This window comes from Micromonospora sp. CA-248212, assembly GCF_050948405.1.
Classification (GTDB): domain Bacteria; phylum Actinomycetota; class Actinomycetes; order Mycobacteriales; family Micromonosporaceae; genus Micromonospora.
In genome coordinates this window covers 5,347,351-5,360,888 of record NZ_CP192023.1, presented here as the reverse complement: position 1 = coordinate 5,360,888, position 13,538 = coordinate 5,347,351, and the positions used below count along the sequence as shown (strand labels likewise).

Annotated in this window: 18 protein-coding genes and 1 pseudogene; 15 read left to right on the top strand and 4 right to left on the bottom strand. The window is 72.0% G+C overall.

Annotated elements, in window-relative coordinates; genetic code table 11:
• The first annotated feature begins 65 nt into the window (after positions 1-65).
• The 12 genes from hisD to hisF all read left to right on the top strand — a co-directional run bounded on the left by hisD (position 66) and on the right by hisF (position 8,269).
• Positions 66-1,388, top strand: coding sequence for a histidinol dehydrogenase (hisD, locus tag ACQP03_RS25050; RefSeq protein ID WP_357126997.1), 1,323 nt, complete (start codon positions 66-68; stop codon positions 1,386-1,388).
• Positions 1,385-2,455, top strand: a complete 1,071-nt coding sequence (locus ACQP03_RS25045) for a histidinol-phosphate transaminase (RefSeq protein ID WP_357127000.1) — start codon at positions 1,385-1,387, stop codon at positions 2,453-2,455. The genes hisD and ACQP03_RS25045 overlap by 4 nt, the downstream gene beginning before the upstream one ends.
• On the top strand, positions 2,455-3,066 hold the full coding sequence (gene hisB / locus ACQP03_RS25040) for an imidazoleglycerol-phosphate dehydratase HisB (protein ID WP_355049484.1): 612 nt from the start codon (positions 2,455-2,457) through the stop codon (positions 3,064-3,066). The genes ACQP03_RS25045 and hisB overlap by 1 nt, the downstream gene beginning before the upstream one ends.
• A 58-nt stretch (positions 3,067-3,124) precedes the next feature.
• On the top strand, positions 3,125-3,298 hold the full coding sequence (locus ACQP03_RS25035; protein WP_266244462.1) for a hypothetical protein: 174 nt from the start codon (positions 3,125-3,127) through the stop codon (positions 3,296-3,298).
• Positions 3,295-3,930 carry an imidazole glycerol phosphate synthase subunit HisH gene (gene hisH / locus ACQP03_RS25030; RefSeq protein ID WP_433458707.1) on the top strand — a complete coding sequence of 212 codons (636 nt, stop codon included), beginning with the start codon at positions 3,295-3,297 and terminating at the stop codon, positions 3,928-3,930. Before ACQP03_RS25035 ends, hisH begins: the two co-directional genes overlap by 4 nt.
• Positions 3,931-3,969: 39 nt before the next feature.
• Complete coding sequence (locus tag ACQP03_RS25025; protein ID WP_357127008.1) at positions 3,970-4,293, top strand: hypothetical protein; 324 nt, start codon at positions 3,970-3,972, stop codon at positions 4,291-4,293.
• Positions 4,294-4,307: 14 nt separating this feature from the next.
• Complete coding sequence (gene priA, locus ACQP03_RS25020) at positions 4,308-5,033, top strand: bifunctional 1-(5-phosphoribosyl)-5-((5-phosphoribosylamino)methylideneamino)imidazole-4-carboxamide isomerase/phosphoribosylanthranilate isomerase PriA (RefSeq protein ID WP_433458705.1); 726 nt, start codon at positions 4,308-4,310, stop codon at positions 5,031-5,033.
• Positions 5,030-5,419 carry a RidA family protein gene (locus ACQP03_RS25015; RefSeq protein WP_433458703.1) on the top strand — a complete coding sequence of 130 codons (390 nt, stop codon included), beginning with the start codon at positions 5,030-5,032 and terminating at the stop codon, positions 5,417-5,419. Before priA ends, ACQP03_RS25015 begins: the two co-directional genes overlap by 4 nt.
• A 79-nt stretch (positions 5,420-5,498) precedes the next feature.
• Complete coding sequence (locus tag ACQP03_RS25010; protein ID WP_357398346.1) at positions 5,499-5,945, top strand: MarR family winged helix-turn-helix transcriptional regulator; 447 nt, start codon at positions 5,499-5,501, stop codon at positions 5,943-5,945.
• A 5-nt stretch (positions 5,946-5,950) separates the two neighbouring features.
• A complete protein-coding gene (locus ACQP03_RS25005) occupies positions 5,951-6,382 on the top strand; it encodes an organic hydroperoxide resistance protein (RefSeq protein ID WP_357127020.1) in 432 nt (143 codons plus the stop codon).
• 47 nt (positions 6,383-6,429) lie between these two features.
• A complete protein-coding gene (locus ACQP03_RS25000) occupies positions 6,430-7,428 on the top strand; it encodes an NADP-dependent oxidoreductase (protein WP_357127023.1) in 999 nt (332 codons plus the stop codon).
• A gap of 73 nt (positions 7,429-7,501) precedes the next feature.
• Positions 7,502-8,269 carry an imidazole glycerol phosphate synthase subunit HisF gene (hisF, locus tag ACQP03_RS24995; protein WP_357398348.1) on the top strand — a complete coding sequence of 256 codons (768 nt, stop codon included), beginning with the start codon at positions 7,502-7,504 and terminating at the stop codon, positions 8,267-8,269.
• A gap of 361 nt (positions 8,270-8,630) precedes the next feature.
• On the opposite strand, the gene ACQP03_RS24990 is transcribed toward hisF, so the two are convergent.
• Entirely contained in the window at positions 8,631-9,482 is an 852-nt protein-coding gene (locus ACQP03_RS24990) for a DUF4240 domain-containing protein (RefSeq protein WP_433458699.1), read from the bottom strand.
• A gap of 183 nt (positions 9,483-9,665) precedes the next feature.
• Here ACQP03_RS24990 and ACQP03_RS24985 point away from each other — a divergent pair, with 183 nt between their 5' ends.
• On the top strand, positions 9,666-9,770 hold the full coding sequence (locus tag ACQP03_RS24985; RefSeq protein WP_433458697.1) for a DUF397 domain-containing protein: 105 nt from the start codon (positions 9,666-9,668) through the stop codon (positions 9,768-9,770).
• A gap of 259 nt (positions 9,771-10,029) precedes the next feature.
• On the opposite strand, the gene ACQP03_RS24980 is transcribed toward ACQP03_RS24985, so the two are convergent.
• Positions 10,030-10,278 carry a hypothetical protein gene (locus ACQP03_RS24980; protein ID WP_357394890.1) on the bottom strand — a complete coding sequence of 83 codons (249 nt, stop codon included), beginning with the start codon at positions 10,276-10,278 and terminating at the stop codon, positions 10,030-10,032.
• Between the two features lie 163 nt (positions 10,279-10,441).
• Between ACQP03_RS24980 and ACQP03_RS24975 the strand changes: the two genes are divergently transcribed.
• A complete protein-coding gene (locus tag ACQP03_RS24975; RefSeq protein ID WP_433458695.1) occupies positions 10,442-11,659 on the top strand; it encodes a helix-turn-helix domain-containing protein in 1,218 nt (405 codons plus the stop codon).
• 11 nt (positions 11,660-11,670) lie between these two features.
• A complete protein-coding gene (locus ACQP03_RS24970; RefSeq protein ID WP_433458693.1) occupies positions 11,671-12,213 on the top strand; it encodes an N-acetyltransferase family protein in 543 nt (180 codons plus the stop codon).
• Positions 12,214-12,277: 64 nt separating this feature from the next.
• Here ACQP03_RS24970 and ACQP03_RS24965 read toward each other — a convergent pair whose 3' ends face one another.
• A complete protein-coding gene (locus ACQP03_RS24965; RefSeq protein WP_357127041.1) occupies positions 12,278-12,739 on the bottom strand; it encodes a hypothetical protein in 462 nt (153 codons plus the stop codon).
• A gap of 107 nt (positions 12,740-12,846) precedes the next feature.
• A pseudogene (locus ACQP03_RS24960) lies at positions 12,847-13,516 on the bottom strand (YczE/YyaS/YitT family protein); the annotation flags it as partial.
• Positions 13,517-13,538 lie beyond the last annotated feature (22 nt).

Genomic DNA, 13,538 nt, shown 5'->3' with positions numbered 1-13,538 from the left:
GGCTCACCGTCCCGCCGACCGGACGGCCCGGGTGGGCGACGGGCGGGCCGCCTAGACTCGCAAGGGTGCTGAATCGGATCGACCTGCGCGACGGTCTCGGTGACCCGCGCCGTCTGCTGCCCCGTGCCCAGCTCGACGTGTCCGTTGCCGTCGAGCGGATCCGCCCGCTGGTGGAGGCGGTCCGCAAGCATGGGTACCCGGCGATCCGGGAGGCCAGCGAGCGGTTCGACGGCATCTCGCCGGAGGTGCTGCGGGTGCCCGTCGAGGCGATCGCCGAGGCCGAGGGGATGCTCGACCCGGCGGTGCGCGAGGCGCTGCTGGAGTCGATCAGTCGGGCCCGCAGGGTGCACGCCGACCAGCGGCGTACCGACCACGTCACCCAGGTGGTGCCCGGCGGCACGGTCACCGAACGGTGGCTGCCCGTCGACCGGGTCGGCCTCTACGTCCCCGGCGGCCTGGCCATGTACCCGTCGACGGTGGTGATGAACGTGGTGCCGGCCCAGGCGGCCGGAGTGCGTTCGCTGGTGGTGGTCAGCCCGCCGCAGAAGGACAACGGCGGCCTGCCCGACGCCCGGGTGCTCGCCGCGTGCGCGCTGCTCGGCGTCGACGAGGTGTACGCGGTCGGCGGCGCCCAGGCGGTCGCGATGCTGGCGTACGGCTCCGCCGTCGACCCGGCTGGTGAGCTGCGCTGCGAGCCCGTCGACCTGGTCACCGGCCCCGGCAACATCTGGGTGACGGCCGCCAAGCGGCTGCTGCGCGGTGTGGTCGGCATCGACGCCGAGGCCGGTCCGACCGAGATCGCCATCCTGGCCGACGACACCGCCGACCCGGCGCACGTCGCCGCCGACCTGATCAGCCAGGCCGAGCACGACCCGCTCGCGGCGAGCGTGCTCGTCACCCCGTCGCTGGCGCTCGTCGACGCGGTCGAGGCCGAGCTGGCCCGGCAGGTACCGGCCACCAAGCACGCCGAGCGGGTGACCACGGCGTTGACCGGCGAGCAGAGCGGCGTGGTCCTGGTCGACGACCTTGAGGCGGGGCTGCGGGTGGTCGACGCGTACGCGGCCGAGCACCTGGAGATCCAGACGGTCGACGCGCGGGAGTGGGCGCTGCGCGTCCGCAACGCCGGGGCGATCTTCGTGGGCGCGTGGTCGCCGGTGTCACTCGGCGACTACTGCGCCGGCTCCAACCACGTGCTGCCCACCGGCGGCTGCGCCCGGCACTCCTCGGGACTGTCGGTGCAGTCCTTCCTGCGCGGGGTGCACCTGATCGAGTACACCGAGGCCGCGCTGCGGGACGTGGCGCCGCACGTGGTGACCCTGGCGACCGTGGAGGACCTGCCGGCGCACGGCCAGGCCGTCCAGGCCCGGTTCCCGCAGGAGTCGGCGTGAGCGGCCTCGACGATCTGCCGATCCGCGACGACCTGCGTGGCCTGTCGCCGTACGGGGCACCCCAGCTCGACGTGGCGGTGCGGCTCAACACCAATGAGAACTCCTACCCGGTGCCCGAGTCGGTGGTGGACGCCATCGGCAAGGCGCTCGCCGCCGAGCTGCGTGACCTGAACCGCTACCCGGACCGGGACGCGGTGGCGCTGCGCGCCGACCTGGCCGAATACCTGGGGCACGGGCTCACCGTCGAGCACGTCTGGGCGGCGAACGGCTCCAACGAGATCCAGCAGCAGATCCTTCAGGCGTTCGGTGGGCCGGGGCGCAGCGCGCTGGGCTTCGTCCCGTCGTACTCGATGCACCCGCTGCTGTCCCTCGGCACCGGCACCCGGTGGGTGCCGGCGCGGCGCGGCGTCGACTTCGGGTTGACCGCCGACGAGGCGGCCGCCCAGGTCCGCGAGCACCGGCCCGACGTGGTCTTCCTCTGCTCACCCAACAACCCGACCGGCACCGCTCTCGACCCGGCGGTCGTCGCGGCCGTGCTCGACGTCGCGCCCGGGATGGTGGTCGTCGACGAGGCGTACGCCGAGTTCGCCCGGCCCGGCACGGTCAGCGCCCTCGCGGTGCTGCCCGGCCATCCGCGGCTCGTGGTGACCCGCACGATGAGCAAGGCCTTCGGCTTCGCCGGGGGCCGGCTGGGTTACCTGGCCGCCGACCCGGCCGTGGTGCAGGCGGTGCAGCTCGTCCGCCTGCCCTACCACCTGTCCGCGCTGACCCAGGCCGCCGCCCGCGCGGCGCTGACCCACCGCGACGCCCTGCTCGGTACGGTGGCCGCCGTGATGGCACAGCGGGACCGGATCGTGGCGACGCTGCGCGCTCGCGGGCTGCGGGTGGCCGACAGTGACGCCAACTTCGTGCTGTTCGAGGTCGGCGGCGACCAGGCCACCGTCTGGCACGCCCTGCTGGAGCAGGGGGTGCTGGTCCGTGACGTCGGCCTGCCCGGCTGGCTACGGGTGACCGCCGGCACGCCGGCCGAGACCGATGCTTTTCTGACTGCGATGGAGACCCTGTGATGAGCCGGACCGCCCGGGTGGAGCGGATCACCAAGGAGACCAAGGTCCTCGTCGAGATCGACCTCGACGGCACCGGCGCCGCCGAGATCAGCACCGGCGTGGGCTTCTACGACCACATGCTCCACCAGATCGCCCGGCACGGCGGCTACGACCTGACCGTCCGCACGGTGGGCGACCTGGAGATCGACGCGCACCACACGATGGAGGACACAGCTCTCGCGCTGGGCGCCGCGTTCGATCAGGCGCTGGGCGACAAGGCCGGCATCCGGCGGTACGGGTCGGCGACCGTCCCGATGGACGAGGTGCTGGTCCGGGCCGCGGTGGACCTGTCCGGCCGCCCGTACGTGGTGCACGACGAGCCGCTGCTCGCGCCGTACATCGGGCCGGTCTACGCGACGAGCATGACCCGGCACATCTGGGAGTCGTTTGGCCAGGCGGCCCGGGTGACCCTGCACGTCGACGTGCTGCGGGCGGCGCGTCCCGGTGGGCACCCGGACGCGCACCACGTGGTGGAGGCCCAGTTCAAGGCGGTCTCCCGGGCGCTGCGCGAGGCCACCGCGATCGACCCGCGGGCGGCGGGCGCGATCCCGAGCACGAAGGGTGCTCTCTGATGAGCGCGAGGAGTGCAGCGCAGCGGAGCCCCGCAGTCGCGAAGGGAAGGTGGCTCTGATGGGTGCCGCGTTGCCGACGTTGCTGTTGATTCTTGCCGGAGTGCTGGTGGGTGGGGCGTGGTCGCTGCACCGGCAGGGCGCTCCGCGCGGCGCCGTCGTGGTGACCGCGCTGCTGGCGCTGCTCGCCACGGCCGCCGGGGTGCTGCGGCTGATCCCGGAGTCGGGGTCGTGACCGCCGACGTGGTGGTGCTCGACTACGGCTCGGGCAACCTGCGCTCGGCGGAGCGGGCCCTCGAAGCGGCCGGCGCGAGCGTCCGGGTGACCGACGACCTGGCCGCGGCGGCTGCCGCCGATGGTCTCGTGGTGCCGGGGGTGGGCGCGTACGCCGCGTGCATGGCGGGTATCGAGGCGCTCGGCGCGGGCCCGGTGATCGCGGAGCGGGTGGCGGCGGGCCGGCCGGTGCTCGGCATCTGCGTGGGCATGCAGGTGCTCTTCGAGTACGGCGAGGAGCACGGGGTCGTGACGAAGGGCCTCGGGCTGCTGCCCGGCGGGGTGACCCGGTTGGCGGCGCACCGCCTGCCGCACATGGGCTGGAACACGGTCCGCGCGCCCCGGGGCTCGGTGCTGTTCGCCGGGTTGCCGGCGCAGAGCCGCTTCTACTTCGTGCACTCGTACGCGATGGGCGAGCCGGCGGCGTTGGCGGGCGCGGGCGCGCTGGTGACCACGGCCCACCACGACACCGACTTCGTGGCGGCGGTGGAGCGTGGGCCGCTGTCGGCGGCGCAGTTCCACCCGGAGAAGTCCGCCGACACCGGTGCCGCGCTGCTGCGCAACTGGCTCGCCGCGCTGCCCGCCGGTGACTGAGCGTCGACGCCGCCCGGCGTTCGCCCAGCGGGCGTCGCGGTGAGCCGCGAGCGGGCCCGCCGGCGGGCGGAACGTGAGGCGGAGCAGGCGCGGGAGCGGGCGGTCCGGCAGCGCCGGGTGGCCCGTCGGCAGCGCCGCCGCGCGGTTCTGCGCCGGTTGACGCCGCAGGTCCGGCGGGGTCGTTCGGGCCGGCTGGCCCGGCACTCGCGGGGTGAGCGCGCGGCGATCGTGCTGCTCACCGGGGCGGCGATGATTCTGATCTGGACGTTCGTCGACGATCTGGCGCTGCGGGTCGCGTTGATCGTGCTGTTGCTACTCGTACTGCCGGCGATCGTGGTGATCGCCCTGGACCGTCGTACCTGATCGAGGAGAAGACGTTGAGCCTCACCCTTTTACCCGCCGTGGACGTCGCCGACGGCCGGGCTGTCCGGCTCGTGCAGGGCGCCGCCGGCAGCGAGAGCGTCTACGGCGACCCGCTGGACGCGGCGCTGGCGTGGCAGCGCGACGGCGCCGAGTGGATCCACCTGGTCGACTTGGACGCGGCGTTCGGTCGGGGCAGCAACGCGCACCTGCTCGCCGAGGTGGTGCGCCAGATGGATGTGCAGGTCGAGTTGTCGGGCGGGATCCGCGACGACGAGTCGCTGCGGGCCGCGCTGGGCACCGGGGCGGCCCGGGTGAACATCGGCACCGCCGCCCTGGAGAACCCGGAGTGGTGCGACCGGGTCGTCGGGGAGTACGGCGACCGGGTCGCCATCGGGCTGGACGTCCGGGGTCAGACGCTGTCCGCGCGGGGGTGGACCCGCGACGGCGGTGACCTGTACGAGGTGCTGGAGCGCCTGGACAAGGCAGGCGCCACCCGGTACGTGGTCACCGACATCACCAAGGACGGCACGATGCGCGGGCCGAACCTGGACCTGCTGCGGGACGTGTGCGCCCGTACCGACCGGCCGGTGATCGCCTCCGGCGGCGTGTCCACCCTGGATGACCTGCGGGCGCTGGCCACGCTGGAACCGCTGGGTGTGGAGGGCGTGATCGCCGGCAAGGCGCTGTACGCGGGCGCGTTCACGGTGTCCGAGGCGCTGCGCACCCTGGCCGAGGCGTGACGGTCACCCGGCTGGGCTCGGGCGGGCCGTGGGAGCAGAGTTACGGCTACTGCCGGGTGGTCCGCGCCGGTGACCTGGCCCTGACGGCCGGCTGCACGGCCACCGTGGACGGTCGGGTGGCGCACGTCGGGGACGCGGCCGCGCAGACCGCGCAGGCGTTACGGATCGGGTTGGCCGCGCTCGCCGAGGTGGGCGCGGAGCCGGGTGACGTGGTCCGGACCCGGATGTACGTGACCGACCGGCTGCACGCCGACGAGGTGGGCCGGGCGCACAACGCGGTCTTCGGCGCGGTCCGGCCGGTGGCGACGCTCGTGGTGGTGGCCGGTCTGCTCGATCCGGAGCACCTCGTCGAGGTGGAGTTGGAGGCGTACGTCGGCGACCGCTGACCGCTTCGGTGGCGGTCGTCACGGCCGCATCCCGCGCCGATAAGTTGTGCACAACTCAATTGCGGGCTACGGTTCAGCGGTGACCGATGACCTGGTGCTGCGCCGGCAGGTGTGCTTCGCGCTCTACGCCGCGTCGCGCGCCCTCACCGACGTGTACCGGCCGATCCTCGACGAGGTCGGGCTGACCTACCCGCAGTACCTGGTACTGCTGGTCCTCTGGGAACGCCCCGACGACCCGCCCGCCGTGTCCGAGCTGGGCGCCGAGCTGCGGCTCGACTCCGGCACCCTCTCCCCGCTGCTCAAACGGCTGGAGAGCGCGGGCCTGGTGGTGCGCCGACGCGCGGCGCGCGACGAACGGCGGGTCGAGGTGAGCCTCACCGAGCAGGGTCGGGCGCTGCGCGAGCGGCTCTGCGACGTTCCGTTGCGGATCGCGCAGGCCACCGGCCTGGGCATCGACGAGCTTGTCGCGTTGCGCGACACGCTCACCCGGGTCACCGAGACCGTCCATCGACAGAAGGAGCAGTGACCATCATGAAGGTTCTCTACACCGCGTCCGCGACCGCCACCGGTGACGGCCGGGACGGCCACGTCGAGACCTCCGACGGCACCTTCGCCATGGACCTGGCGTCGCCGAAGGAACTGGGCGGCGAGGGTGGCGCCACCAACCCCGAACAGCTCTTCGCCGCCGGCTACGCCGCCTGCTTCCACAGCGCCCTGCGCATCGTCGGCCGCCGCGCCAAGGCCGACGTGACCGGCTCCGTCGTCTCCGCCGAGGTCGGCATCGGCCCCAACGGCAGCGGTGGCTTCGGGCTCACCGCCCAGCTCATCGTGGACCTGCCCGCCGTCGCGCGGGAGACCGCCGAGCAGCTCGTCGAGCAGGCCCACCAGGTCTGCCCGTACTCGAACGCCACCCGCGGCAACATCGACGTCGCGCTGACCGTCCGCGAGACCCTGGCCGCCTGACCGTCGCGGCCCCGGACCCCACCCGCGTACGAGAGGACGACCCCCCGATGACCAGCAACCGCGAGATCCACCTGGCCCGCCGCCCCGACGGCTGGCCCACCGAGGACACCTTCCGGCTCGTCGAGACCGACGTCCCGACGCCCGGACCGGGCCAGATCGTGGTCCGCAACCAGTACGTCTCCGTCGACCCGTACATGCGGGGACGGATGAACGACGTCAAGTCGTACGTGCCGCCGTTCGCGCTCGACGCCCCCCTCGACGGGGCCGCCGTCGGCGAGGTGGTGGCCAGCGAGTCACCCGACATCGCCGTGGGCGCCACCGTCCTGCACGGGCTCGGCTGGCGGGAGTACGCGCTGCTCGACGCCGGCCGCGCCCGCACCGTCGACGCGAGCATCGCCCCGGCCAGCGCGTACCTGAGCGTGCTCGGCATGCCCGGACTCACCGCGTACGCCGGTCTGCTGGAGGTCGCCGCGATGCGGCCCGGCGAGACGGTCTTCGTCTCCGCCGCGGCCGGCTCGGTCGGCAGCCTGGTGGGCCAGATCGCCAAGCTCAAGGGCGCGGGCCGGGTCATCGGCAGCGCCGGGTCGGCCGCCAAGGTCGAGCGGCTCCGGGCACTCGGCTTCGACGCCGCGTTCGACTACCACGACGGGCCGGTCCGCGACTCGTTGCGCGCCGCCGCCCCGGACGGCATCGACGTCTACTTCGACAACGTCGGTGGCGACCACCTGGAGGCGGCGATCTCGGCCATGAACCTGCACGGCCGGGTCGCCATCTGCGGCATGATCGCCCAGTACAACGCCACCGAGCCGCCGGCCGCGCCGCGCAACCTGGCGCTGGTCATCGGCAAGCGGCTCACCCTGCGCGGGTTCCTGGTCAACGACCACAACAACGTGCGCGCGACGTTCGTCCAGGACGTCGCCGGCTGGCTGCGCGAGGGCAAACTCTCCTACGACGAGACGGTCGTCGACGGCATCGAGAACGCCCCGGCGGCGTTCCTCGGCCTGCTCCGCGGCGAAAACCTGGGCAAGATGCTCGTCCGGGTGTGACGTGCACCTGCGGCGCGGCGGTCGGCCCCCTCGGGTCGGCCGCCGAGCCGTGCGCGGAGGATAGGCTGACCGCATGACGGTGGCGGTACGGGTGATCCCCTGTCTCGACGTGGACGCCGGGCGGGTGGTCAAGGGGGTCAACTTTCTCGACCTGCGCGACGCCGGCGACCCGGTGGAGCTGGCCGCCGCCTACGACCGGGCCGGCGCCGACGAGCTGACCTTCCTCGACGTCACCGCGTCGTCCAGTGACCGGGGCACCATGCTCGACGTGGTACGCCGCACCGCCGAGTCGGTCTTCATCCCGCTGACCGTCGGGGGCGGGGTCCGGCAGGTCGGCGACGTCGACACGCTGCTGCGCGCCGGAGCCGACAAGGTCGGCGTGAACACCGCCGCCATCGCGCGGCCGGAGCTGATCGCCGAGATCGCCGACCGGTTCGGCCGGCAGGTGCTCGTGCTCTCCCTCGACGTACGCCGCGCGCCCACGGGCGACACGCCCAGCGGGTTCGAGGTCACCACCCACGGCGGTCGGCGCGGCACCGGCATCGACGCGGTGGACTGGGCCCGGCGGGTGGCCGAGCTGGGCGCGGGGGAGATCCTGCTCAACTCGATGGACGCCGACGGCACCAAGGCGGGCTTCGACCTGGAACTCATCGCCGCGGTGCGAGCCGTGGTGGACGTGCCGGTCGTCGCCAGCGGCGGGGCTGGCGAGGTGGCGCACTTCCCGCCCGCGATCGGGGCCGGGGCCGACGCGGTCCTCGCGGCCAGCGTCTTCCACTTCGGCGAGCTGACGGTGGGCGAGGTCAAGGACGCCCTGCGCCGCAGCGGCCACCCGGTCCGCTAGCCGGCTCATCGCGCGACGTCCTTCTGCTCGGTCCGACGCCCAGTTCGGTCGACCGTCGACCCTCGCGCATGCGGTCACCCTTGTCGTCGATGTCTCCTCCGCCCCTGCGTTCCGCAGGTTCGCGTCGATATATTCGGCACTCGGGCCCGAAGGTGCAGGTCAGGTCGCCCTGGGCTACCAGCAGCTCCTCGAGGTCGAACGCGGCTGGCGCGACATGAAGACCACCCTCGACCTGCGGCCGGTGTTCCACCGCCGATCAGCTGAAGATCAGTCCACCTCGACCCGTCCCGAGCCAGGCGGGCTGACCACTGGGACGAACGGCGGGGTCGGGCCCGGGAGACATCCCGCGACACGTTGCCAGCTATGTTCGGTCAGGCCTCGGCACGGGCGGCATCTCCGGCAGGCCGAGTCTCACCTGCGCATACTCGAACATCGCCCGCTGATGCTCAGCCGCAAGACGTGGCAGGTCCCGGACGGGTGCGTTGTGCAGAACCGCGGCGTCAAAGCCGAAGTGAACTCGGACCACCTTTCGGCCCTTGCTCAGGCGCTGTTTCGGGACGACGTCCCAGGTGTAGAACGGGTAGGTCTCCAGATCGGGCACGCCGGATCCGGCCCACCATGCCCGCCAGGCGGGATCAGCGTCGATCGCCGCTTCCAGTTCGTAGGACACGGCGTCGAACTCATCACGTTCGGCTTTCACGTCGTACATGTGTCCGCACATGTACCAGTTCCACCACTTGCCGTCGTCGGCGACGCCGGCCTCGGCTCCGGGGCCGCCGCCAGCGAGCGGCGTGTCGAAGACCAGGTCCTCGTCCCACTCCAGACCCGTGGCGCGTCGGAACGCCGTCGGCACTACTTCCAACAGCTCCTCGGCATCTGCCACGTGCCAGCGCCCCGACATGGCGTCGGGATCGGCGCGGACCGCCTGCCACGAGCGCTGGCCGGCGGCGACGACGGCGAGTCTGGCGTACAGAAAGACGTCGTCGGACATGGGCAGCGCGGGCGTTGCGGCCGGCTCTGACACGTCCCAGACCGCTTGCGACTGGTGGCGCGCGCTGGTGAGTGCGCGCACTGCCTCGACGAGATCGTCGGCGAACTGCCGCACGTCTGCCTCTCCGGCCGAACCAAGGGACTCGACGAGACGCCCGCACCCCTCCGGGCTCGCCGCGTCGTCGAGCAGGTCGATGTACGACCAAAACTTCTCAGAGATCAACGGAGCTCCTTCTGCTGCGGACGCACTGAAGCCTAGTCGGCACCAGGCCGTGCCGCTCCTGCCGTCGGCGTACGGCAAGAGCGGCACGGCGCTGAGTGTTAGCTGGTCATCGCGGTCCAAGCCGCAGCGGTCGCCAACTGGGCGTACGCACTCATCGGCAGCTGTTGTACTGCCCACGGGGCAGTGTCCGTGTCGCACGTAGACCCGTCCGGCCCCTCCCTGGTCGCGACCGCCGCGGCGTGGACGGCATTCCTCGGCGGGGTCAAGGACGCGAAACTGCGGCCCTGATTCGTCCTACACGACTCATACCAAGGTCATTGGTCGTCGTGTCTTGCCCGGGAGATCGGGGACGCGGCGGCTGGTGAACCGCTGGCGCGCGGTGACGGTGGACCGAGATGGTACGCGTCGTTCGCCACGAGGTTCCCGAACGCTCCCGCCCATGCCCAGCACCGTGCGCGGGTGCCGCAGATCGGGCATCGCCCGTGTCGCTGTTCATGCTCGGCCAGAATCCGCCACCAGCGGTCCGGTAGTTCGGCGGCGGGTGCACTCACCGGGCTCCACTCAGGTTCGCGCGAATCGCCGCGACCGAGACCTCTGCTTCGAAGCACCATCCGCCGGCACAATCCGGCACGGGGCCAGAGCACGTGTGCCCTCGCATCCGCACCATGCCGCCGACCGCCTGTTGGCCCACGACCACCGCCCACACCAGCTCGTCGCGGTTGGTGGGATTGGGGGTGATCTCCCATGCCAGCAGGTGAAGCAGGGTGCCCGCAGGTACATGAAGGCTGTCGGTCATGCTCGGCTCCGGGGGCAGGAGTGACATCACCCAAGACGGCAGAGAGTTTCCGGTGGAAACCCGCTGTGTCAGGTGGGCTGACACGTCGAGCATGGCCGATATGCTGCCCATACGGCAGGCGTGCGTCGTGTGCACACGCTCCTGCACACGCTAGGAGCCGACCATGGACGCTTTCGGGAGGCTGCTCCGGCAGCATCGGGAGAGCGCCGGACTGTCCCTGCGACAGTTCGGCGCCATCATCCATTTCCAGTACAGCCACATCGCCCAAGTGGAGCGCGGTGACCGCCGCCCAACCGAGGCCCTGGCCACGGCCTGCGACCGGGCCCTAGACGCCGACGGGGCGCTCGTCGAGGCGTACCGGAGTGAGCGGGTCGGTGCCTCCGACCTGCACCGACGCACCATGTTGCGGGCCATGACGGCGTTGGCCGCCGCCCCCGCCGTCGCGCCCCTGGCGGGGTTGGAGGCTCTTCGCCACGGCCTTGGCGACGCGGCGACTCCCGATCATGACGAGTGGGAGCAGATCGCGGTCGACTACGGTCACGGCTACTACCGTCAACCCCGTCCCGCGTTGATGGCCCAGCTGACGGCCGATCTGACGGTGCTGCAGCACCAGATCGCCGCTGACCCCGGTGCGCGTCGTCCTGGTCTCCTGCAGGCCGCCGCACGCCTGTCCGTCGTCGTCGCGTTGAGCCTTGTCGCCTCGGGCCAGATCGTGATGGGTCGGCGTTGGTGGCAGACGGCCCGTCGGGTCGCCGACCAATCCGGGGACACCGAAACCCGGGTGTTGGTGCGGGCGTGGGACGTGGTGAACGGTTGCTACGACGGACGTCCACCATCGGCGGTCGTCGCCCTGTCCGACGACGTGCTGCCGCTGCTGCGCCGACAAGCCACGTCGGCGGTGTGCGGATTACTCGCCGGCCGGGCCCAGGCACTCTCGTTGGCCGGACGGCATGCGGAGGCGGTGACAGCGGTGCGGCAACTCGTCGACGTCGCTCAGCGATTGCCAGCCGCAGTCGTGAGCGATGTGGAGTCGCTGTGGGGATGGCCGGAGCATCGGATTCACCACACCGAATCGTGGGTTTACACGCATGCGGACCGGCTGGGCGACGCTGAAGCCGCGCAGCGGCAGGCCCGCCACCTGTATCCGGCATCGCAGGCGCGGCTACGTGCGCAGGTGCAACTGCATGAGGCTGCCCGGCTGATTCGGGGCGGGTACATTCCCGACGGGTTGCGGCACGCGGCAGACACCCTTGACGCGCTCCCGGTCGACCTGCACAACAACTCGCTTCGCTCGGTGGCCGCTCAGGTCGTGGATGCGGTACCCACAGTGGAACGGTCCCGGACCGCGTTCATTGATCTCGCCGACCGGATCCGGGCCTAGGCTCTGCTGCCATGCCCGTCACGTACACCATGCATGACAGCGAATCGGCCGCGGCCGTACTCCCGGCGCTCGTGGGTCTCTACGCGGTCGTCTACGCGGAGCCGCCGTACGTCGAGGGACCGGATCAGGTGGCCGCGTTCGCCGCCGCCCTGCCTGCTGAGACGAGGCGCCCTGGGTTCACCCTCGTGGTGGCGGACGACGCGGGGGAACTGGTCGGTGCGGCGTACGGTTCGACGATGGCTGCCGGGCGTTGGTGGACGCGTGCCACCGCCGAGCCGCCCGCCGATCTCCGCGCCGTGGACAAGTTCGCGGTCATGGAATGGATCGTGCGTCCCGGCCGGCGGGGTGAGGGCATTGGCGCGCAGCTTATGTACCGGCTCCTCGACGGGCGGGCCGAGCGGTGGGCGACTCTCGCGTCCAACCCGGCCGCGCCGGCCCGCGACATCTACCAGCGCGCGGGTTGGCGGCAGGTCGGCGGGTCGGCGATGCCCGACGGCACACCCACGCACCTGCTGGTCCTGCCGCTACCCGCTCCGCCCGTCGGCGCGCCCTAACCGTGGCAATGTTGGACAGTTTTCGTTAGTAGCTAACGGAAACTGTCCAAGATCTCGTTGTGGGTCAGTGGCCGCCGGACTGCCCCTCGGGTGAGCGGCGGGGCGTGGGGATCGAGCGGACGGCGTACTCCTGCACGGCCGCCGCGTGGTCGGCCTCCTCCAGGATCCAGTCCGCGCTGCCGGGCGCGTGCCGGCGGCTCAGGACCCCCTGCACGGTGTCCACCATCGTGGCGACGCCGGCCCGGGGCCGGCTGCGCCAGAGCTGCTCACCCTCGGCGGTGATGCGGAACCACCCGTCGGCGACGGTGACCAGGCCCGCGCCGACCAGCCGCTGGACCGCGGCCTCCACCTCGTGTCGTTCGGGAATCGCGTGGTTGAGATGGTCGGCGGTGGACAGCACGTCGGTCAGACGTACGCCCTCCGGGCGGCGGCTGGTCGCGGAACGGCGGTGCCGTCCGGCGCCGCTCGCGATGACCAACGACACGAAGATCCATGCGTCGCTCCAGCGCCAACCGTTCTCCCCCATGCAGTGATGATGACGGCGAGCGACGCGGAAGGGAACACCCACCCTCCAACGAGCCCACTTCCACCAGCGCGGCGTGCCGGTCCGTGAACGGTCGGTGAACGTTCAGGCGGCCGGGGCACGCGACGGGTCACCGGCGGTGACCGCCGACTCGTCGTCAGCGTCGGCCTTGGCCGGGGGCACCGCGACGAGCGGGATGAAGAACTGCGCCAGCGGACCGATGGCCAGCGCGTACGCGACGGTACCCACGCCGACCGTGCCGCCGAGCAGCCAGCCCAGCGCGAGCACGGTGACCTCGATGACGGTACGCACCAGTCGCACCGAGAAGCGGGGCCGACGGGCGACGAAGCCGGTCATCAGCCCGTCGCGTGGGCCCGGACCCAGGCGGGCGCCGAGATAGAGCGCGGTGGCGGCTCCGTTGGCGACGATCCCGGTGATCAACAGGGCGATGCGGACGCCGAGGGGACCACCGGCGGGCAGCAGGGCCAGAGTGGCGTCCACCACGAGGCCGACCACCACCACGTTGCTGACGGTGCCGAGGCCGGGCCGCTGTCGCAGCGGAATCCAGAGCAGCAGCACCAGGGCGCCGACACCGATGGTGACCGTGCCGAAGGAGAGCCCGGTCAGCTCGGACAGCCCCTGGTGGAAGACGTCCCAGGGGTCCAGGCCCAGCTGGGAGCGGACCATCAGGGCCATGCTGACCCCGTAGAGGACGAGCCCGGCGTAGAGCTGGCTGAGCCGTCGTGCCGGCCGCTCCCGCAGATTGCCAATCAGTGCCATGCATGCCACCCTAGGTGCCAAT

Excerpts from the sequence above, each read along its gene's own strand:
- hisB (WP_355049484.1), top strand. The coding sequence starts at position 2,455 with ATGAGCCGGACCGCCCGGGTGGAGCGGATCACCAAGGAGACCAAGGTC.
- ACQP03_RS25000 (WP_357127023.1), top strand. The coding sequence starts at position 6,430 with ATGACCAGCAACCGCGAGATCCACCTGGCCCGCCGCCCCGACGGCTGG.
- ACQP03_RS25005 (WP_357127020.1), top strand. The coding sequence starts at position 5,951 with ATGAAGGTTCTCTACACCGCGTCCGCGACCGCCACCGGTGACGGCCGG.
- ACQP03_RS24975 (WP_433458695.1), top strand. The coding sequence starts at position 10,442 with ATGGACGCTTTCGGGAGGCTGCTCCGGCAGCATCGGGAGAGCGCCGGA.
- ACQP03_RS25035 (WP_266244462.1), top strand. The coding sequence starts at position 3,125 with ATGGGTGCCGCGTTGCCGACGTTGCTGTTGATTCTTGCCGGAGTGCTG.
- ACQP03_RS24965 (WP_357127041.1), bottom strand. The coding sequence starts at position 12,739 with ATGGGGGAGAACGGTTGGCGCTGGAGCGACGCATGGATCTTCGTGTCG.
- hisF (WP_357398348.1), top strand. The coding sequence starts at position 7,502 with ATGACGGTGGCGGTACGGGTGATCCCCTGTCTCGACGTGGACGCCGGG.
- ACQP03_RS24970 (WP_433458693.1), top strand. The coding sequence starts at position 11,671 with ATGCCCGTCACGTACACCATGCATGACAGCGAATCGGCCGCGGCCGTA.
- ACQP03_RS24980 (WP_357394890.1), bottom strand. The coding sequence starts at position 10,278 with ATGACCGACAGCCTTCATGTACCTGCGGGCACCCTGCTTCACCTGCTG.